The following is a 21,384-nucleotide window of genomic DNA, read 5'->3' as shown; positions in this document are numbered from 1 at the left end:
CTATTATTTTATCATTATTTCGTCTATAAAAATCCATGATCGTCCATCATGAGGATATCCCAAGTGCCATTCTGGTAACTTTCCAAGTTTCTTTGCAACTACCTTAATATATTTTGCTTTAATTTTTTGAGAAGCAATAACACTTGATATTTCCACATCATCCGTATTAAAAGATTTTGGTGCTTTCCAATCTTTAATTTTTCGAAATCTTTTTCCATCTACAGAATGATGGATTTCAACATTGGTTGGTAAGAAAATCCAAGAACGTTGGTCTCTCAAAAAGTTGACTTGCACATTTGAAATTGTTTTAATTTTACCAAGATCTACTATGGCCTCAACATTTTCATTCCAGTATCCTTGCCATGTTCCTGTTCTAAAATCTTCTGTTCCTAAAATTCCATCAATTAAAGCGTTATCTCCTCCTGCATTATATTGATTCGCATATTTAGTTTTTAATTCGATTTTAATATTTGGATCAATTTTATAGAAATCTGTAGTAATGACGGAGCTTTTAATTTCTCCTTTTTGAGAATAAACTTGTAATGTCGACTTTTCTTCAATGGTAAAAGGACTCTTATATTCCTGAAATGTATTTCCGTTTAATGAATAATAAGTACTTACATCTTTTTCAACATTTGACAATACAACTTCGGTACTTCCTTTAAAGGCTACATCTCCTTTTTCTATGAAAGGTGCAGGAACTATTACATGTTCGTCAATCTTAGTTATAGGTAGTTCTTCTTCTTTTGTTCCCCAATCTGAAGGAGTATTTGTCATTTCAAAAACTAAAGTTCCTCCATTCATAATTTCTTCATGAGTGATATACGTTCTATTCAACGATGCTCCATTTAAGAATGCTTCTTTTATGTAACTATTATTATCATTGAGATTGTTGGCTTGAATGGTGAATACTTTACCATTTTCTAAATTGATGGAAGCTTTATCAAATAAAGGTTTTCCTATGATATACTGATTCGATCCTGGTGTTACAGGATAAAATCCTAAAGAGCTAAAAATATACCAAGCACTCATTTGCCCACAATCTTCATTTCCTGAAATTCCATCTGGTGAATTTGTGTACTGTTCAGTTAAAATTTGCTGAATCTTTTCTTGAGTTTTATGAGGTTTACCAACAAAATTGTACAAATATGCCATGTGGTGACTTGGTTCATTTCCATGTGCATACTGACCAATTAATCCTGTAATATCAACTTGATGACGACCAGAAGTTTCTGCTTCCGCTTTAAATAGTGTATCCAGATTCTTCTCTAAAACTGACTTACCTCCTAGCAACTTCATATATCCTGAAATATCTTGAGGAACATAATTACTATACTGCCAAGCATTAGCCTCTGTATAATTAAAGTTTACTTCATAAGGATCAAATGGAGCAAACCAAGTATTTCTAAAACGACCTCTCATAAATTGAGATTTCGGATCGAAAATATTCTTATAATTTTGAGCTCTTTCTGTGTAAGTTTTATAATCATCAGACTTATTCATGACTTTAGCCATTTGAGCAATCGTCCAATCATCATAAGCATATTCTAAGGTTTTAGAAACGGATTCACTTTCTTTTTCCACAGGAATATATCCAAGACTTTTATACGATGCTAATCCCAATTTGTCTCTAGTTGCTGAGTGTTTCATAGCTTGTAAAGCTTTCTCTGCATCATATCCTTGAATTTCTTTCAAATAAGCATCAGCAATTACAGGAACAGCATGATAACCAATCATACAACCTGTATAATTTGCAGATAAATCCCAAATTGGCATAATTCCTCCTTCGTCATACTTCGCTAAAAAAGTATTAATAAAATCATTCGTGCGTTCTTGTTCAATAATAGTGTACAAAGGATGTGTAGCTCTGTACGTATCCCAAAGAGAAAATACTGTATAATAATCAAAGGCTTTAGTTTCATGAACTTTTAAATCCATTCCTCTATATCTTCCATCTACATCTTGATATATATTTGGAGCAACCATTGCATGATACATGCTCGTATAGAAATTAGTTTTATAATCTTCATTATCACCTTCTACTACAATTTTCTCTAATTGTTTTGTCCAAGCTTGTTGTGCATCATTCCTAACTTCTTCAAAAGACTTGTTACCGATTTCTTGATCTAAATTCTTTTTCGCTCCTTCAATATCTACAGCAGAGATTCCAATTTTAACATAAACTGGTTCGTTCTTTGGGTTTTCAAAAACAAAACCAGCAATTTGTTCTCTATTCTTTGGAACTAAGTGATCTAGTTTACCTTCAATTGAATGCGAAAATTTAATATAGAAGAATAATTTCTGATCGGTAGCCCATGCTTTTGAAAATCGATATCCAGATATTTCTTTATCAGAAACCATATTAATAACTCCATCTAATAATTCATCACGATGAATTAAATCGAGAATTACCACTTGGTTTTCACTAGAAGGAAACTGATATTTATGCATACCACTTCGTTCTGAAACTGTTAATTCAACATCAATATTTGTATCATCTAAATGAACTTTATAATAACCAGCCTCTGCAACTTCTTTTTTATGAGAGAACTTAGATCGATACCCTTTTTTACTATCCGAACCATTATTAAAAAGAATATCATTTGTTGGCATTAATAAAACATCACCATAATCTGAAACACCCGTACCACTTAAATGTGTATGAGAAAATCCATAAATATATTCATCGGAATAATGATAACCAGAACATCCATCCCATCCATCTAATCGAGTATCAGGACTTAATTGCATCATTCCAAATGGCATTGTTGCTCCAGGATATGTATGTCCGTGACCACCCGTTCCAATAAACGGATTCACATAAGAAATTAAAGGTTTGGTAATTTTAGCGGGAGTAATTGGTTTGTTTTTACAATTCGTTACTAATAATCCTATCAAGAAAAGGAGAATTGTTTTAGGTTTCATTTGGTTTAGATTCTTATTTTTAGGATTCTAATATACTAAAATGAAAATTTTAAAGTACTTCATTCTTCTTCTATTAACATTTACACAGTGCGCAAAAAAGATTGAGAAACCAATTCAACCAAGTATAATTCCTTTGCCTAATTTTCAAAACATAACTGAAGGAGTTTTTTTACTTTCTAATAACACACATATTACTGGTGATCAAGAATTATCTTTAGTGATCGATTACTTTCAATCATATTTAAAAACAAATCTTCGAATTTCTCCAAACTCACTTCAAAAGAAAACTCAAGTACTTTTTTCAATTGACGAAAAAATTAATAATGACGAAGAATATCATTTATCAATAACTGAAAAAGATATTCAAATAAAGTCCAAAACCGCTAAAGGAGCTTTTTATGCGGTACAATCGTTAATACAATTATTACCAACAAATAATGATACAAAAGAAATTGCAATACAATGTTTAGAAATTAAAGATAAACCTGAATTTGCTTATAGAGGAATGCATTTAGACGTTGCGAGACATATGTTTTCTATATCATTCATTAAAAAATACATTGACGTTATTGCATCATTGAAATACAATACTTTTCATTGGCATTTAACGGAAGATCAAGGTTGGAGAATTGAAATAAAGAAATATCCTAAGCTACAAGAAATAGCCGCATTTAGAGATGAAACTTTAATTGGGCACTATAATGATCAACCACAAGAATATGATGGAATAAGATATGGCGGTTATTATACGCAAAAAGAGATAAAGGAGATTGTACAATATGCATCTGAACGCTTTGTAGAAATTATTCCCGAAATAGAAATGCCTGGACATTCCCAAGCTGCAATTGCCGCTTATCCAGAATTAGGATGTACTGGAGAAAAAGTTGAAGTAGCCACAAAATGGGGAGTTTTTGATGAAGTATATTGTCCTTCGGAAACAACCTTTAAGTTTCTTGAAGATGTAATTGACGAAGTTATTGAACTATTTCCTGGCAAATACATTCATATTGGCGGAGATGAAACTCCCAAAACAAAATGGAAAAACTCTACTTTCTGTCAAGAATTAATCAAAGAGAAAAACCTAAAAGATGAAAATGGTTTACAAAGCTATTTTATCTCTAGAATGGAAAAATATATCAACTCCAAGGGGAAACAAATTATTGGTTGGGATGAAATTTTAGAAGGAGGCTTAGCTCCTAATGCAACAGTAATGTCTTGGCGTGGAAATGAAGGTGCAATTAAAGGAGCAAAAGAACATCATAATGTGATATTAACTCCATTGTCTCATTGTTATTTTGATTATTATCAATCAGAAAATGAAAATGAACCTTTAGCTATTGGTGGTTTTTTACCACTTGAAAAAGTTTATAGTTTTAATCCTATTCCAGAAGAATTGACTAAAGAAGAATCTAAATATGTTTTAGGTGCTCAAGGAAACGTTTGGACAGAGTATATGAAAACTCCTGAAAAAGTTGAATATATGGCTTTTCCGAGAGCAATTGCACTAGCAGAAGTGCTATGGTCTAAACCTGACCATAAAAATTTTGAAGATTTTAAAAATAGGTTAATTCAATTTCAAGATAGACTAACATCTAAAAAAGTAAATTTCGCTAATCATTTATATGAAGTATCTGGAAATCTTGGAAGAAATGAAGATAACAAGCTTATGTATTCTCTTTCATCTGCTACCAAAGACGCACAAATTAGATATACTTTAAATGGTAACAATCCAACAGAAAACTCCAATGTATATACAAAGCCAATAGATATCAATGAAACAACTACAATAAAAGCTGCTAGTTTTAAGGGAGCCAATAAAATAAGTAATATCCATCAAAACAGAATTAACTTACACAAAGCCGTTGGAAAAAACATTACACTAAGTGTAGAACCAAACGAATCTTATAACGCGGGAGGAAAACAAGCTTTAATTAATGGAATTTCTGGAAGTAATAAACGCTACGGGGATAAAGAATGGTTAGGTTTCTTTGGTGATGATATAACTATAACTATAGATTTAGATAGTATAACGACAATCAACTCAATTAAAACAAGATTTTATAATGGTAATGGTCAGTGGATTTATGCACCTCAAAAGCTGTCAATAAAATTTGACAATACCGAAAAACAAACATTCAATATCAATAATGAAGGATTATTAGTGGATTTCCAAGCAAAGTTAAAAAATGCAAAAGCCAAAACGATTAAAATTGAGATTCCTAATTTTGGTGTTATCCCTAAAGGAAGACAAGGTGGTGGTTACCGAGCTTGGACCTTTATTGATGAAATACTTATTGAATAATGAAATTAGAGATTTGTGCAAATTCATATCAATCGGCATTAAATGCAGAACAAGCTGGAGCTCATCGAATAGAGTTGTGTTCTGAATTGAATTCTGGTGGAATTACGCCTTCTTATGGATTGATTCAAAAGGTAATTTCGGAATTATCCATAGAAACCTTTGTTCTTATTCGACCAAGAAGCGGGAATTTTGTGTACTCCGAAGCCGAATTCGACATTATGAAACAAGACATTATAAAATGTAAATCATTAGGTGCAAATGGGATTGTTTCAGGTGTTTTAATGAAAGATAATACTATTGACTTAGAAAGAACTAAAGAATTAATTTCATTAGCTTATCCTCTTCCTTTTACATTTCATAGAGCTTTTGATTTGGTTACGAATCCTATCGAAGGAATACAGCAATTAATTGATTTAAAAGTAAATCGAGTTTTAACTTCTGGTCAAAAAAACAAAGCTTTAGAAGGAATAATGTTATTAAAAGATCTAAAGGAGAAATTTAGTAATCAGATTATCATTCTACCTGGATCTGGACTCAACTCGAAAAACGTTGCTGAATTCAAAAATGCGGGTTTTACCGAGGTTCATGCTTCTGCTTCAATTACAATTGAAGAAAGTCCTGCCTTGAATTTTGATGAAATACCTCAAACAGTCTCTGACTCAGAAGAAATAAAAAGAATTTTAAATATTATAACTTCTTCATAAAATTCCTATTAATAAAATGTCATTGCTGCAAAGATATTTTATCGTCATTGCGAATGAAGTACAAGGAAATGAAGCAATCTATCAATCAAAAGTGAGATTACTTCGTCGTTAGTTCCTCGTAATGACGTATTGTAATGATTTGAAAATTCTTTAAAAATTATTCAGAACTCTTAAATAGAAAAGATTTTAAGAATCCTAAACCGTAACCATAAAATTGAGTAAGTGTGGTTATAATACTCAAATAAGCAACTTTAATACTTTTATTTTGTAGTAAAGAATCTAAAAACAAAACTACAAAATACAAAACGTAACATATTAAAAATTGCCAGTATCCGAATATGGCTAAGATTAAAAATAGATCTAATCCTAAAATAAAAACACTTGGAAACCAGAAGGTAATTTTCTTTGTACTTGGAAATCTCCTGTTTAATTCTGGACGCGCTGTTCCAAAAGAAAAGGTTTGCTTGAAAAATTGTTTGATACTTGTTCTTCGCTTATGATACACATAAGCATCAGAAATTAATTGCGTTTCGTAACCTTCTCCCCATAATCGAAAAGATAAGTCAATATCCTCTCCTACTTTGTAATGATTAAATCCTTTTGTTGTATCGAAAGCTTCCTTGGAAATCCCCATATTAAAGCTTCTAGGTTGGAATTTACCAACACTTTTCTTTTTTCCTCTAATTCCTCCTGTAGTAAAAACAGAAGTCATAGAATAATTGATTGCCTTTTGTAAAGGAGTAAAACTCTCATGAGCTTTATCCGGTCCGCCAAAAGCATCCGTAAAGTTCTGTATCAAAGCCTTCTTCACACTACTCAAATAAGTATTTGGTAAAATAACATCAGAATCTAAAATAATGAAGTAGTTTCCTGTTGCTCTTTCCATACCGAAATTTCGCGACATTCCAGCTCCTGAATTCTCTTTGTAATAATATTTGATATTCAGATTTGAAGTATACTTATCTACTATTTCTTCTGAAGAATTATCAGAACCATCTTCCACAATTATAATTTCATAAGCATCACTAAAATCTTGTTTAATAAAGCTTTCAAGTAATTCATCGATTTCATTTGGACGATTATATACCGGAATAATTATGGAGAAATTCAATTTCATTTAAGCTAATACTGAAGCGTTTATTTCTTTTACTATACCATCCCAAAGCTGAATTCTCTTTCTAAGCGCTTCTTTGGCATAAAACAACACATCATCCCATTTTTGTTGGTCATCACCACATAATTCTTCTATCATTTCTAATGATAAAGGTCCGTGTTCATCTCCATCTAGTTCAATGTGTCTATTTAAGTAATATGTTAACTTACTATAATTGGTATTTTTCTCTTCTTCTGTATTCTTAACAATTTCAATAAACATATCAGGAATTACATCTTCTCTACCAAATGTAAATACAGATCCAATTAAATGTGGTTCTCTGGTATTTATAACATCAAAAGTGAATTTTACAAATTCTAAAACCTCTTTAGATACTTCACTCTTCCCTAAAGCGTTTTCAATACTCGTTCCGTCATATACTTCAGAAATAAAATTGGCTATGGTTGAAGTACTCGCTCCAGCTTGCTTCATTGCATCTACATACATTTCGAAATGACTTCTAGGCTCTCCCAATTCATTTACATCTGTTTCCTCTCCCAAAACAATTTCGTTTATAAAACGAGCTGTTTTTGTATTTACTTTAGGAAACCAAGGTAATGTTGTACACGTTAACTCTTGTTGTAATGCCTTTAGCAACGACATAAAATCCCAAACTGCAAATACATGAGATTCCATAAAAGTTTTTACATCATCTATATTTTTAAGAGATGTATATAACTCGTGTTGATTTAATTCTTTTCTAAGTCCTTCTAATTCTTTTTCTATGAACGAAATGTTACTCATAAACTATAAACAATAAAAAATGCAAATCTAAAGATTTGCATTCTTGTATTTCAATTCTTGTAATAAGAAAAATCTATTCTTCAGTAAATCGTTCCATTACTGCATCACTCACACCCATGTTAGAGAATCCTCCATCATGGAATAAGTTTTGTAATGTAACTTTCTTTGTTAAATCAGAGAACAATGAGATTGTATAATCAGCACACTCTAATGCAGTAGCATTTCCTAATGGAGACATTTTTTCTGCATATGCTAAGAATCCATCGAATCCTTTTACTCCACTACCAGCAGTTGTTACTGTTGGCGATTGTGAAATTGTATTTACACGAACTTTGTGATCTCTTCCGAAGAAGTATCCGAAACTACGTGCAATAGATTCTAAATACGCTTTATTATCAGCCATATCATTATAATCTGGGAATACTCTTTGAGCTGCCATGTAAGTTAAAGCAACAATACTTCCCCATTCATTCATAGCTTGCTTGTTATATAAAACGTTCATTGTTTTATGAAAAGATACAGCAGATACATCCCAACCTTTAGTTGTGAAATCATACTTAGGATCTGTATAATGCTTTCCTTTACGAACGTTAACTGACATCCCGATTGAATGTAAAACAAAGTCTAATTTACCACCTAAAATTTCCATAGATTTTTCAACTAAGTTCGTTAAATCCTCCATAGAAGTCGCATCAGCAGGAATAACTTGCGATCCAGTTTTCTCAGCTAATTCATTTAATTGCCCCATTCTAAGAGCAATTGGTGCATTAGTTAATACAAACTCAGCTCCTTCTTCGTGAGCTCTTTCTGCAACTTTCCAAGCAATAGAGTTCTCATCTAAAGCTCCGAAAATAATTCCTTTCTTACCTTTTAATAAGTTATACATGTTTTAGTGTTTATTTTCCTATTGGTTAATTAATTTTAAGCGTTGCATAAGGCTCATTTTTCTTTTTACCCTTGTTACAGACGCATATATTGAGTCTAAAGTTTTGTTGTTTAATGTTTCTCCGATAGCTAATTTATAATATTTATGCGCATTCATTAAATCCTTTTTTAATTCAAATGCTTGTCCCATTTTATTATAAATTGTAGACTTATCAACAACAGAATTTGTAATGACCTTGTTGCCAAAAGTAATCATTTCATCATTAAGATTCATATCTATTAACAAATATGAATAATTACTATAAGCCGCATGGTAATCTGGTGCAAACTTAATTGCTAATTCCAAATGTTTTTTCGCTTTTGGATAGTTATTAAACTTTAAGTTATACAACCAACCTAAATGATTGTGAGCTCTTCCATAATCAGGAAACTCTTCTAATAAATCATATAATCTTTCTTTAGCTTCAACTATTTGATTCTCTTCGATCATTTGATCCGCTTCGAAAAATAAATCCTCTGCTCTATTATCACTCATACTCCTTAATTTAATAGTTCTTTCGCATGTGTTAATGCACTTTCTGAAATATCTTTTCCGCTTAACATCTCTGCAATTTCAACAACTCTCTCATCATTAGAAAGTAATTTTAAATTCGATGCTGTTTTACCGTTTTTATCTTCTTTAAACACTTTGTAATGTGCTTGACCTTTTGAGGCAATTTGTGGTAAGTGAGTTATTGCAATTACTTGCATGTACTTACTCATTTCCTGCATTATGTATGCTATTTTATTAGAAACTTCACCAGAAACTCCAGTATCAATTTCATCAAAAATTATAGTTGGTAATTTCGTGTTTTCAGAAAGAATTTTCTTGATAGAAAGCATTATTCTAGATAATTCTCCTCCTGAAGCAACCTTCTTTAATTCACCAAAGTTTCCTCCTTTATTTGCCGAGAATAAAAATGCTAACTCGTCTTTACCATTAGATAAGTAATTCTCTGATGGTTTTATTTCTATCGAAAAACGAGCATTTGGCATACCTAATTCTGAAAGTAAAAACTCTAATTCTTTCTTTAGTTTTGGAATTGCTTTATTACGTTGATTTGAAATTAGTAAAGCAACTTCATCTAACTTTTTAGCTACATCATTTACTTCCTGTTGCTTCTTATCTATAATTTCTGAAGCATTCTCAACTCCACCTACCTTTTCAGCTAATTGTTGATGAATTACAGCCAACTCTTCTAACGAACCAACTTGATGTTTCTTTTGCAATGAATACATTAACTGTAAACGCTCATTAACGATTTCAAGTTCATTCGGATTAAACTCAATCGATTCATTTGAACGTTCTAACTCTGCAGCAACATCATCTAATTCAATTTTTATACTTGCAACTCGATTATGCAAGTCTTCATATTCTTTCGAAAACGCACTTATTTTCTGTAAAGCATTCTCTAAAGAATATAGTAGGTTCTGCGCACCAACCTCTTCGCTTGTTGTTATTTGTAGAGCCTCAGAAAGACTTGTTTTTATATCTTCTACGTTGTTTAAAACATCAAGCTTAGCTTCTAAGTCTTGTTGTTCGTTCTCTTGAAAATCTGCCTCCTCCAACTCTTTGAATAGATGTAAATTGTATTCATATTGCTGATTTTCATTTTCCTGATTTTCTTGTAACGCTCGAAGTTCTTTTGCAAGTAAATTATACTTTCTTAATCCTCTTTTATAAGAAGCAATACGTTTATCATTCTTGGCTAAAGCATCAATTACAGAAAACTGAAATAAACTATCAGATAATTGTAAAGTCTGATGTTGAGAATGAATATCTACAAGTTTAGACTTTAACTCTCCTAAGACACTTAAAATAACAGGAGTATCATTTACAAAAGCACGAGATTTCCCTGAAGGTAAAATTTCCCTTCTGATTATGGTTTTGTCTTCATAGTCTAGATCGCTCTTCTCAAAAAATACTTGCAATGCATAAGCTGTAAGATCGAATTCAGCTTCAATAATACATTTTGATTCGTTATTCTTTAAAGAACTTAAATCAGCTCTATTTCCAAGAACTAATCCAAGTGCCCCTAAGAGTATTGATTTTCCAGACCCTGTTTCTCCTGTGATAATAGACAAACCATCAGAAAAATTGATGGATAACTCATCTATTAACGCGTAATTTTGTATTGATAAATGATGTAACAAAAGCTAACTTTTATAGCCGATAAAAATAAGGAATTTTAAAACAACAACATAACAATTTAACCTTGCTTCTAAATGAGTAATTCGTTCACTAATTATTACACAATTCTATGTAAACCTCCATCATCAAATCCAGTTGTTATTGCAACAGCATTTTTAAAAATAGAATTCGAAAACTCTTTAGATTGAGTGTAATTATAAAGGAAATCGGATGAGATTTTCAAAATATCCTGCCAGTTTTTATCTTTGGTAAGATCTCCGGGTAAAGCAAAATACTTCTCTTCAGGTTCAAAATCATCATTACAAGCCCAGTCGTCATTATCTAAAGAATATTCTTTTGAACCTGTTAAATATAAAAAATAACCATTTTCTCCTTCAATAATACCAAAATGAAATGCTTGGATTTCTTTATTGAATCCTTCCTTTTGATCAATTTCAGAAATCCATTTGTAGAATTGTTCCATTCAATGAAGAAATATAGAATTAAAGCTTAATTTCTTGCCATTTACTGTTTTGCGTAGGAGAAATTCTTTCTAATGTTTCTTTAAGCTTCAACTCTTTTCCAGTTGCTTTTCCAGTTGAAAACACATTAACTATTTCATCTGATTTAGCATCTATAAAAATTCGAATCATATAATTTCCTACAGTGATATTGAATAATTTTTCTAGATCCATAATACTTTCAGCTATTGCATTTTTGGCCTCAAGTTCTTTCTCTATAAAAAGATCAAATCCTTTTCTGTGGTACTCGTAATAAATAGTTCTTAATACACTGAATTTAGACGATAACAAATTATCAATAAGTGTAAACCTATTTTGCTCTCCAACTTCGTTTTGCCAAGCAGCATCACCACTTTGTTGAGCCTGTAGCATAACATTTTGAGCTTGCTTTAAGTAATTATCTCCTCCCTTTAATGCAAATGTATCAGCATCAACTCCTAAAATAGTATACACATAAAATACAATTACAGAAACTAAATTAGATTCGAAACTATTTGGATTATAGATTAACGGTTCAAATTCATTATACTGAAAATTGAAACTAGTATCATTAATATTCAATAAAGTAGTTTCATAAGAAGCATTGTAAACTGGACGCGCAGATTGCACTTGAATACTCGCAGTAAAGTTATTTCCGTTTTGCTCGTTAATTATAATTGTAAAAGCACAATTGATTCTTTCTTGTGGAAGTACTTTCTTGTTTGTCCATCTTGTTTGATTGATAAACTCTGTTACCGATTGTTCCAAAGTTGAAAACACTTGTTTGTTACTACTCTGAATTTTATCAGAGTTCACAACTACAATTGCATTTAATTCTTCCTGAGCAAGAATGGGTTGAACAATCCCGATAGACAATAGAATAAGAAAGACAATTTTACGCATTAATTCTTGTAATAATTTCGTTAATAATATCAACAGCCACTTCACTCTTCGATTTTAAATCATACTCTGTTTGATTAAAATCAGAATCAATAATAGTAATTTTATTTGTATCACCAGCAAAACCTGCTCCTTTATCTCGTAAAGAATTTAACACTATTAAGTTTAGGTTTTTACTTTCAATTTTCTTTTTTGCATTTGAAACTTCATCATTCGTTTCCAAGGCAAAACCAACTAAAAATTGATTCTTTTTTGCCGCACCAAGAGATTTTAAAATATCCTGAGTTGGTTCTAGCTCTATTACTAACGAAGCATCTTTCTTTTTTATTTTTTTGTCTACCACATTTTTTGGACGATAATCTGCAACTGCAGCAGAAAGAATAGCTATATCCACATCCATATAATGGTTATGGCAAGCATCATACATTTGCTGAGCTGATGTAACATCTATCCTATGAATCAAAGAGTGGTTCACTTTTTGATGTGACGGACCTGAAACTAAAAACACCTCTGCTCCTAAATTAGCAGCAGCTTTAGCTATTTCAAATCCCATTTTACCTGAAGAATGATTTCCTATAAAACGAACCGGGTCAATTGCTTCATAAGTTGGACCCGCAGTTAATAATAACTTTTTCCCTTTTAAAGGCAATTTATCCATGATATCCTGTTCAATGAACTTTACAATATCTTCTGGTTCTGCCATTCTTCCTTCTCCAACCAAACCACTTGCTAACTCACCTGAAGTAGCTGGAATCATGATATTACCAAAACTCTGTAAACTTTCTAAGCTATTTTTAGTAGACTGATGCTTATACATGTCTAAATCCATAGCTGGTGCGAAATAAACAGGGCATTTTGCAGATAAATAGGTTGCCAGTAATAAATTATCACAAACGCCATTGGTCATTTTTGATAATGTATTAGCCGTAGCAGGAGCTATAATCATTAAATCGGCCCAAAGTCCTAATTCAACATGGTTATTCCATAATTCATTCTCATCTTCTTGATCGTAAAAAGTGGAGTGAACTGGATTTTTAGAAAGTGTAGAAAGAGTTAGAGGTGTTATAAAATCTTTAGACGCAGGAGTCATAATAACTTTGACTTCTGCGCCTGATTTTATAAACAAACGTACTAGACCTGCAGTTTTATATGCTGCAATACCAGCCGTTATTCCTAGTAGTACTTTTTTACCTTGAAGTACAGACATTATTTAGCGTCTGGAGATCTATGGTAAACTCTGTCGTTTAACCACTCCTCTACTGCAATTGCAGTTGGTTTTGGTAAACGCTCATAAAATTTAGAAACTTCTATTTGCTCTTTATTTTCGAAAACTTCTTCTAAGCTATCGTTATATGTAGCAAACTCGTCAAGCTTATCAACTAATTCCTTTTTTAAATCAGAATTAATTTGCGTTGCTCTCTTTGCTATAATAGAAATCGCTTCGTAAATGTTATCTGTTTGAGCCTCTACTGCTTCTCTGTCATACGTTACTGTACTAACAGCCGCTTTCGTTTCTTTATAATTCATATTTAACTTTTACTATTAACTATTAATTGCTCTATTCTTTGTTGTTCTTTTATTAATTCATCATACAATTCATTCAACTCTTTGTCAAATTTAGATTCAGCAAAATTGCGTTTAAACTTTTCGTATGATTTAATTGCGTTTTTTATACGTCTTGGTTTGCTTTTGATTTTACTCTTCATTGCTAAATCGCGAGACGATCTAAATCTTAAATATAGAGCCTCTTCTTTGTATCGTGTTCCTAAATAATCAGAAATCAGATTATCAAAGGCTGTAATTGCTGCTCTGTAATTTCTAGAATCAGTTTCAGCTGTCATGTAATATCCTTTTGCTATTTCAAAGGCTTTTGTTTCTAACTTGAAACGTAACTCGTTGTAATATTTATTTGCCTCGTCTAAGCGTAAAGAATTTGGATACTTATCGATAAACGATTGGAAAGACTCTAAAGCTTTATTTGTATCTGTAGGATCTTTACTGTAAACAGGAGCTGCATTGTAATAACTTAGTGCTGATAAAAAGTCAGCATCTTCTCTTTTCGAACTTTTTGGATAGTTCTGAGAGAAACGGTTGAAATAATATCCGGCAATACTAAAATTCTCTTCATTAAAATTAGAGTTAGCAACCATATATTGAATTCTCTCCATTTGAGGTTTATTTCTATATGCTGGGGTTACCTTCTCAAATAAACGTAAAGCCCTACTGTATTTTTTAGCTTCATACATTTTCACAGCCATTTTATACTGCTCTTCAATTGTACCTCTATTTAATACTTTTTGATACTCTCCACAAGAAACGAGTAATAATAACGTGAAAACGAAAAATATCTTCCTGTTCATTTTTTGCATTTGGCAAAATTAATAATTAAAAATCTAATAAACTATTAAAATAAAAGTTCACCTAAAAAAGGTGAACTTTTTAACATTTTTTTGGCCTATCCTGGAGAACATTCTTTCCAATAACAATTTCCGCTTCCAACACTTCTGCAATAGCTACGACCAACTCTACAATCCGAATCTGATTTACAATTTGATTCAGGACATGAACCTCCGTTACCTGCATGAGTGAAAGAAACTCCACCTGAAAGGTCTTTCTGTGCATTTTTTGTTAACACTTCAACTCCCTTGAGTTTTAAAATCTTTTCTAACATATTTTTATATTAATAATTTGGTCCAATATATAAAACATATTAAAACCTGTATATAAAATTTTATTAAAAAATTTTATTCAGGAGTATTTTCCTGCCCTACTAATTGTTTAACATCATTGTCAAATAAGTATAAACCTCCTTTATCGTCTCCAATAAGATTTATCTTATCTAAAATTGTTCTTGCCAAAGCTTCTTCTTCTATTTGCTCTGCAACATACCACTGTAAAAAGTTATGTGTAGCGTAATCTCTTTCTTCTAAAGTAATATGAACTAAATCGTTTATTGATTGTGAAACCATAACTTCATGATCAAATAATGTTTGAAACATATCTTTAAATGAACCAAACTTTGGAGACGGAGCTTCTAAAGCAGGAACCATTGCATGTCCTCCTCTTTCGTTAATAAACTTTACTAACTTTAACATGTGCATACGCTCTTCATCTGAATGCGCATACATAAATTGCGATACTCCTTCAAAACCTTGAACTTCCGCCCAAGACGCCATTGCTAAATATACTTGAGAAGACTGTGCTTCTATCTGTACTTGTCTGTTTAATGCTGATTCTATTTTCTTTGATAACATAATTTCTCTGTTTATATAACAAAGATGCAAAAAAGCCCATAATTCTAGACCATGGACTTAGTTTATTTTCTTATTAAAGTATAACCGTTATTGATATTGAACAGTATATATTTTCTAATTAATTCTGACTTGAAGATGAACAACTTGTTGGATATAAAGGCTGCTTTTTACACGGGCGATACCATAGTACTCGATCGTTAGCCAATTCTGATATAATTGAATTAACCACATCTTGTCCTCCTTTAAATGGTTTGTAAATTCCAACTACTCTTGGTGTGATTACAATATCCTTATTTTCATTTGTATCATTTCCTGAACCCGCTTCAATAGGATTGGAGTATAATTGTGCTTTAATTGTGCCAATTGCAAGGATTGCATTTTGAATTGTAGTTTCATTTATTTCACTTGGTAATGGTAAAGAAGAAGCAACAGTTTTCCCTGTAATCCCTAATGTTTGAACACTTAAACTACCTTTTAATCTACCTGCTTTTGCTTCGCTTGCAATCACTCCTAAACCTGAAAGATTAACACCTGATTCTAAAGTTGTTACTCTTGCAACAACACGTAACCCAACACCTATATAAACAGGCACAACTTTTTCCTCCCAGTTACCACCATTAACTTCTAATTGGTTTTTAATGCTGTCTCTCTGCTTTTTTATTTTAGTATTTAAAGAGTACATAACTCCTTCACTATTTCCATAATGTTCTTGTGGAAAACGAACGTTCGGTGCAACTTCATAAATAGTTTTTTTAATATCTTTTGATTTTCCATCAGAACTATCACCTGATGATGGCCTATTTACTTGTTTTTTTCTGTAAAAAAATGGAATTCGTGTGACATCAACATTAATATAATCTAATGTAACCTCATACGTTTCTCCTGAAGCATTCGCCTTTACAGCACTTCCGTAGCTTACAGATCCGTCGGCTTCAATCTTAGCAATTGATAAACGTACCGTTTGGTCTGGAAAGGAATTCAATAATGATTTAAATGGAATTGATTTTCCTGGATCACAAGGTTTGCAACTATTCCCCATTACTGTAGAAATTGGTAATGGATCTAAAGGAATGTATGAAAAAGATGAGTTTTCTTCTCCTAAAGTCTCTGCTTTAGGCAAATCTGTAGACTTACAACTGTATAAATAGATAGAAAATACAAGTAAGATTAAAGTTTTAGTTAGTTTCATGATCGTTAGTATATTTAATGTTCCCGAGATTAAATATCCTCAATATCATAGATAACCAACCTTTTTATGGCACAAAACCATAAACTTTAGGTACAAGCGTATGGTTTTGTTTCATAAAATTTTATGTAGAAGTAGATTTATACGTGATCGATAAAATCTGAAATTCGTGTTTGCAAACTCTCAGATGCTTTAACTAAAGGTAATCTTACTGCATCTTCGCTCACTCCAAGTTTTTGAAGCATGGCTTTAATTCCTGCTGGATTTCCTTCTTCAAAAATTAAATCAATACTATCCGCTACTTTATATTGTAATTCATAAGCTTCTTGAGGTTTTCCATCTAATCCTAATTGGATTAAATCTGAAAACATCTTAGGCAAACCTTGACCAATTACACTAATAACTCCTGCTCCACCAGCTAAAACCATTGGCAATGCAATCATGTCATCTCCAGAAATCACTAAGAAATCTTTAGGAGCATGTTGTATAATTCGCATGGCTTGCACCATGTCTCCTTTAGCCTCTTTTACAGCTATAACGTTATCGAAGTCATTCGCTAAACGAACTACTACTTCTGAAGACATATTAGAAGAAGTCCTTCCTGGTACATTATAAAGTATGATCGGTTTATCCGTAGACTCTGCAACTGCTTTAAAATGCTGATAAATTCCTTCTTGAGTAGGCTTATTATAATAAGGTGATACAGAAAGAATAGCATCAAAACTTGTTAAATCCGTATTTTTAATCTCATCAACTACAGCGGCTGTATTATTTCCTCCGATACCTAAAACTAAAGGTAATCTACCATTATTAACCTCTATAATTTTTGACTTAACCGCTTCCTTCTCTTCCGAAGATAAAGTAGCAGGTTCTCCTGTTGTCCCTAATACAACTAAATAATTTATACCATTATCGATTTGAAAATTCACTAATCTTTCTAATCCATCAAAATCAACAGAACCATCTTCAAAAAAAGGAGTAACTAATGCGACTCCCGTTCCTATAAATTTTTGCATTACTCTTTTTAAATTTGAGTATAAAATTACTGCTTTATTTCATACCAAAAAGGGTTTGTATGCAGAATATACAAATTTTCTTAATGGTGTTAAATTTTAAAGTTTTCACGCTTTTGTCTAAAAATAATATTAACATTTTTTAGTCTTTTAAATCGTACTTTAGCCCAGTTAAGTTTCAATTAATCTGTTTATATAAATGAAAAGACTATTGCTTTTATGTTCTTTAGTTTTACTATTCAACTGTAAAGAAGAACAAAAATCTTTGGTGAAAATCACCGCTAAAACCATTAAAGTTGATTCTACCTTATCTGGAAATCAAAACATTGAAGAAGTTATAGCTCCTTTTAGAGAAAAAATGGTAGCTTCTATAAATACTGTTATTTCCTATACTCCGAAAGATTTGGTTAGAACAGATGGAGAACTTGAAAGTAGTCTGGGTAATTTAATGGCTGATTTATCATTTGAGAGAGCGAATCCGTTATTCCATAAACTAACTGAAAAGAATATTGATTTCGCCATGTTTAATTATGGTGGAATTAGAGCTGGAATTCCGGCCGGAGAAATTACAAATAAGCACGCATTTGAATTAATGCCTTTTGAAAATAGTTTAGTTGTAGTAGAACTTACTGCAGACAAAATTAAAGAGTTAGTTACTTATTTAGTTGAAAATAACAAAGCTCATCCATTATCGAAACAAGTTAAGTTAACCGTTAAGAATGAGTCATCGAATTTATTAGTGAATGATAAACCGATTGATAATTCAAAAACGTACTTTGTATTAACATCTGATTATTTGCAAAGTGGTGGTGACAAAATGAACTTCTTTAAAAATCCAGTGAACTTGTATAAACTAGATTATAAAGTAAGAGATGCTATTATCGATTATTTTAAAAGTAAAGATACATTAGTGAGTAATTTAGATGGACGCTTTAAAAAACTGTAAAAATGGATAGAAGAAAATTTATAAAACAAACCTCAGCTGCTTCTGCCTTTACAGCTTTAGGCGGATTAACATTACCTAGTTTCACAACTAAAAAAGAAACTAAAATCACCATTTTACATACAAATGACACTCACAGTCATATTGATCCTTTTGAAGCAACTCATTATAAGTATGCCAATCAAGGAGGTGTTGCAAGAAGAGCATCTGTAGTAACTGAAATAAGAAAAGAAAATCCGAATACATTGTTATTGGATGCTGGAGATATCTTTCAAGGAACTCCTTATTTCAATTATTTTGGTGGCGAATTAGAATTCAAGCTAATGAGTATGCTAAAATATGATGCAGCGACAATTGGTAATCATGACTTTGATAATAGTATTGATGGTTTATACAAGCAATTACCACATGCCAAATTCAGTTTTGTCTCTGCCAACTATGACTTTAAAAACACAGTTTTAGATACTCATGTAAAACCTTATACAACTTTTGTAAAAGATGGAATTAAAATTGGTATTTTCGGACTTGGTATTGAACTAACTGGATTGGTTGATCCAAAAATGTTTAAAGAAACAAAGTATTTAGATCCTGTTGAAATTGCTCAAGACACTACAAGAATTCTAAAAGAAGAGGAATATTGTGATTTAATTATTTGTCTTTCTCATTTGGGATATTATTACAAAAGAAATCCTAATAAAATTTCTGATTTAAACTTAGCAAAAGCGACCAAAGACATCGATTTAATTATTGGTGGACATACGCATACTTTTTTACCTAAACCTACTTTAGTAAAGAATTTAAATGATGAAAATGTTTTGGTAAATCAAGTTGGAGCTTACGGAGTTAATTTAGGTAGAGTTGACTTTTATTTTGATGCTGATAAAAACAAATCGGCAAATGGAAAAGTTATTATCGTGTAAGTTAAACAAGTTTCGCCGTCTAAATGGTTAAACTATAACAACATGAAAAAATATTTACCATTAGTACTTAAGTTAGTCGCGGCTGTAATTATGCTTCAAACATTATTTTTTAAATTTTCTGGTGCTCAAGAGAGTATTGATTTATTTACCAAAGTAGCCGGAGAAAATGAACAATTAATGAGAATTGGAACTGGAGTTCTTGAATTGATAGCATCTATTTTACTCTTTTTACCAAAACGAGTTTGGCTTGGAGCTGGATTAACTGTAGGATTAATGGGAGGAGCAATATTTTCTCATTTGACTAAAATAGGAATCGAACATAACAACGATGGAGGAACATTATTTATAATGGCCATAATTACTTTAATTTCAGGAGGTATTTTATTATTCCTGAATAAAAAAGATATTCCTTTTTTAAATTTATAAATACTATTATTGGATAGACTTTGCAATCATTGCTTTGCAAATAAAATATTGCGCTACTATATAGGTTATCATGATTAAACTTCCTAACAAAGCATTTTCCATATAAAACTTATTAATCGCGATAATACTATCGGACAGAATAAAGATTAAAGCACCAACAAGCAACCATAAATTTTCGGTTGCTTTGTTTTTTATATAATTTACTGTAGCAAAAGTTCCGAAGGTTGAAATGACTAATCCATAAACTAAAACTGGAATTAAAAGCTCATTTAAGTTTTCAAATATTAAATAAATGATCCCTCCAAAATAAGCTACGAAGAAAATAGCTGATTTTAGAAATAATTTCGAATCTACATTAGAAATAAAACCTCTTATAATTTTAATAAAAATGAGATGAGTTAATAGAAAAGAAACTAATCCTAATACAAAATACTTCTCAGGAAAAAGTAACAATACATCTCCCCAAAATGAAAAGAACAAGGCTGAAATAAATAAAAAACTTGGCTTTTTAACTGAAACGATATAGAGTAAAGCCAATGAAACCGTAATTAACGGTTTAAAAATAAACTCAAGTAACTTGCTATTCTGAATTGTACCATATATCTCAAATACTGAGATAACTATAAATAATAAAGAAATTACTAATGCCTTTTTGTTTTGATTATTCATTTAAAGATTGATTAAAATTGAAATATTTCTCTCTTAATATAAAAGATTTATAAAAGAGAAAACAGGATATTACCCATATCGAAAGAGAAACTAAATCGTAATACACATTTGAAATATTAAAAATAACAACTGCATAAATACAATCAGAAATTACCCTTACTCCTATTGTAAAAAATAATAATCCATTTGCGAAGATCATTTTATACTTATAATTCAGCAAGGCAATCGTAAATAATAAGGATACAGTTAGCCCATAAAACAAGATTGAAAAATAACAATCTCCTTTGTCTTGAATTACAAATACAAAAACAATTAAAAATAGAATTACTGATACACCAAAATAAACGGGTATTTCTTTTTTCCCTTTATTAGACAATGTTTCATACATCATTTTCACCAACATCATATTGGCAACGCCGTATATTACAATAGCGAGCCAAAACATATCTAATGCAGAGCTCACAATATCAGCAATCATAATCAACAAAAACATTGAAATAATAAAAGGATCTATTTTTTTGCTTTCGAAGCTGTAAAGTAGTAATAGAAAAATAACAGGAAGTGGTTTCGTTGAATTTCTTAGGACATCATTACTAGGATCCACCGTACCAATCATGTATAAATACAATGCACTAGATCCAATAAAACCTAGAAGTAATACTATTTTAGTAATTAAATTCAATATGTAAG

The 21,384-nt window shown here is 31.2% G+C and carries 22 protein-coding genes; 5 read left to right on the top strand and 17 right to left on the bottom strand.

What is annotated here, in order from left to right; all coding sequences use genetic code 11:
• Positions 1-3: 3 nt before the first annotated feature.
• Positions 4-2,925, bottom strand: a complete 2,922-nt coding sequence (locus tag ABNT61_RS01515; protein WP_348744566.1) for a GH92 family glycosyl hydrolase — start codon at positions 2,923-2,925, stop codon at positions 4-6.
• A gap of 40 nt (positions 2,926-2,965) precedes the next feature.
• Here ABNT61_RS01515 and ABNT61_RS01510 point away from each other — a divergent pair, with 40 nt between their 5' ends.
• Together ABNT61_RS01510 and ABNT61_RS01505 are read left to right on the top strand one after the other, a co-directional pair.
• A complete protein-coding gene (locus ABNT61_RS01510) occupies positions 2,966-5,227 on the top strand; it encodes a beta-N-acetylhexosaminidase (RefSeq protein ID WP_348744565.1) in 2,262 nt (753 codons plus the stop codon).
• Positions 5,227-5,931 carry a copper homeostasis protein CutC gene (locus ABNT61_RS01505; RefSeq protein WP_348744564.1) on the top strand — a complete coding sequence of 235 codons (705 nt, stop codon included), beginning with the start codon at positions 5,227-5,229 and terminating at the stop codon, positions 5,929-5,931. The genes ABNT61_RS01510 and ABNT61_RS01505 overlap by 1 nt, the downstream gene beginning before the upstream one ends.
• A gap of 157 nt (positions 5,932-6,088) precedes the next feature.
• Here ABNT61_RS01505 and ABNT61_RS01500 read toward each other — a convergent pair whose 3' ends face one another.
• The 14 genes from ABNT61_RS01500 to dapA all read right to left on the bottom strand — a co-directional run bounded on the left by ABNT61_RS01500 (position 6,089) and on the right by dapA (position 17,739).
• A complete protein-coding gene (locus ABNT61_RS01500) occupies positions 6,089-7,048 on the bottom strand; it encodes a glycosyltransferase (RefSeq protein ID WP_348744563.1) in 960 nt (319 codons plus the stop codon).
• Positions 7,049-7,828, bottom strand: a complete 780-nt coding sequence (locus ABNT61_RS01495; RefSeq protein ID WP_348744562.1) for a DUF3050 domain-containing protein — start codon at positions 7,826-7,828, stop codon at positions 7,049-7,051.
• A 73-nt stretch (positions 7,829-7,901) separates the two neighbouring features.
• On the bottom strand, positions 7,902-8,714 hold the full coding sequence (locus tag ABNT61_RS01490) for an enoyl-ACP reductase (protein ID WP_348711574.1): 813 nt from the start codon (positions 8,712-8,714) through the stop codon (positions 7,902-7,904).
• Positions 8,715-8,732: 18 nt separating this feature from the next.
• Positions 8,733-9,248, bottom strand: a complete 516-nt coding sequence (locus ABNT61_RS01485) for a tetratricopeptide repeat protein (protein WP_348744561.1) — start codon at positions 9,246-9,248, stop codon at positions 8,733-8,735.
• A gap of 5 nt (positions 9,249-9,253) precedes the next feature.
• On the bottom strand, positions 9,254-10,906 hold the full coding sequence (gene recN / locus ABNT61_RS01480; protein ID WP_348744560.1) for a DNA repair protein RecN: 1,653 nt from the start codon (positions 10,904-10,906) through the stop codon (positions 9,254-9,256).
• A gap of 95 nt (positions 10,907-11,001) precedes the next feature.
• Positions 11,002-11,367, bottom strand: coding sequence for a hypothetical protein (locus ABNT61_RS01475; RefSeq protein WP_348744559.1), 366 nt, complete (start codon positions 11,365-11,367; stop codon positions 11,002-11,004).
• Positions 11,368-11,386: 19 nt separating this feature from the next.
• On the bottom strand, positions 11,387-12,286 hold the full coding sequence (locus ABNT61_RS01470) for a DUF4835 family protein (RefSeq protein WP_348744558.1): 900 nt from the start codon (positions 12,284-12,286) through the stop codon (positions 11,387-11,389).
• Complete coding sequence (gene coaBC / locus ABNT61_RS01465) at positions 12,279-13,490, bottom strand: bifunctional phosphopantothenoylcysteine decarboxylase/phosphopantothenate--cysteine ligase CoaBC (protein WP_348744557.1); 1,212 nt, start codon at positions 13,488-13,490, stop codon at positions 12,279-12,281. The genes ABNT61_RS01470 and coaBC overlap by 8 nt, the downstream gene beginning before the upstream one ends.
• Positions 13,490-13,810, bottom strand: coding sequence for a DNA-directed RNA polymerase subunit omega (locus ABNT61_RS01460; RefSeq protein WP_348711568.1), 321 nt, complete (start codon positions 13,808-13,810; stop codon positions 13,490-13,492). The genes coaBC and ABNT61_RS01460 overlap by 1 nt, the downstream gene beginning before the upstream one ends.
• A gap of 2 nt (positions 13,811-13,812) precedes the next feature.
• Positions 13,813-14,643 (bottom strand): outer membrane protein assembly factor BamD, encoded by an 831-nt coding sequence (locus tag ABNT61_RS01455; RefSeq protein ID WP_348744556.1) that lies wholly within the window; start codon positions 14,641-14,643, stop codon positions 13,813-13,815.
• Positions 14,644-14,738: 95 nt separating this feature from the next.
• Positions 14,739-14,954: a hypothetical protein gene (locus ABNT61_RS01450; protein WP_348744555.1), complete on the bottom strand. Its 216-nt coding sequence runs from the start codon at positions 14,952-14,954 to the stop codon at positions 14,739-14,741.
• Between the two features lie 73 nt (positions 14,955-15,027).
• Positions 15,028-15,537 carry a ferritin gene (locus tag ABNT61_RS01445; protein ID WP_348744554.1) on the bottom strand — a complete coding sequence of 170 codons (510 nt, stop codon included), beginning with the start codon at positions 15,535-15,537 and terminating at the stop codon, positions 15,028-15,030.
• Positions 15,538-15,655: 118 nt separating this feature from the next.
• Complete coding sequence (locus tag ABNT61_RS01440) at positions 15,656-16,726, bottom strand: hypothetical protein (protein WP_348744553.1); 1,071 nt, start codon at positions 16,724-16,726, stop codon at positions 15,656-15,658.
• A 137-nt stretch (positions 16,727-16,863) separates the two neighbouring features.
• A complete protein-coding gene (dapA, locus tag ABNT61_RS01435) occupies positions 16,864-17,739 on the bottom strand; it encodes a 4-hydroxy-tetrahydrodipicolinate synthase (protein WP_348744552.1) in 876 nt (291 codons plus the stop codon).
• 196 nt (positions 17,740-17,935) lie between these two features.
• On the opposite strand from dapA, the gene ABNT61_RS01430 reads away from it, so the two are divergent.
• From ABNT61_RS01430 to ABNT61_RS01420, 3 genes are read left to right on the top strand one after another with little or no spacing between them, the layout of a single operon-like run.
• Positions 17,936-18,682 (top strand): 5'-nucleotidase, encoded by a 747-nt coding sequence (locus ABNT61_RS01430; protein ID WP_348744551.1) that lies wholly within the window; start codon positions 17,936-17,938, stop codon positions 18,680-18,682.
• Positions 18,683-18,684: 2 nt separating this feature from the next.
• Complete coding sequence (locus tag ABNT61_RS01425) at positions 18,685-19,599, top strand: metallophosphatase (protein WP_348744550.1); 915 nt, start codon at positions 18,685-18,687, stop codon at positions 19,597-19,599.
• 42 nt (positions 19,600-19,641) lie between these two features.
• Positions 19,642-20,025 (top strand): DoxX family membrane protein, encoded by a 384-nt coding sequence (locus ABNT61_RS01420; RefSeq protein ID WP_348744549.1) that lies wholly within the window; start codon positions 19,642-19,644, stop codon positions 20,023-20,025.
• 6 nt (positions 20,026-20,031) lie between these two features.
• Here ABNT61_RS01420 and ABNT61_RS01415 read toward each other — a convergent pair whose 3' ends face one another.
• The gene (locus ABNT61_RS01415) at positions 20,032-20,694 is read right to left on the bottom strand and encodes a lysoplasmalogenase (protein ID WP_348744548.1); all 663 of its coding nucleotides are present in this window, start codon (positions 20,692-20,694) and stop codon (positions 20,032-20,034) included.
• Positions 20,687-21,376 (bottom strand): hypothetical protein, encoded by a 690-nt coding sequence (locus ABNT61_RS01410; protein WP_348744547.1) that lies wholly within the window; start codon positions 21,374-21,376, stop codon positions 20,687-20,689. Before ABNT61_RS01410 ends, ABNT61_RS01415 begins: the two co-directional genes overlap by 8 nt.
• Positions 21,377-21,384 lie beyond the last annotated feature (8 nt).

It is taken from the genome of Tenacibaculum sp. 190524A05c, from assembly GCF_964036595.1.
Lineage (GTDB): Bacteria > Bacteroidota > Bacteroidia > Flavobacteriales > Flavobacteriaceae > Polaribacter > Polaribacter platacis.
The sequence above is the reverse complement of the archived record's forward strand: the minus strand, read 5'-3'. Positions and strand labels throughout refer to the sequence as shown.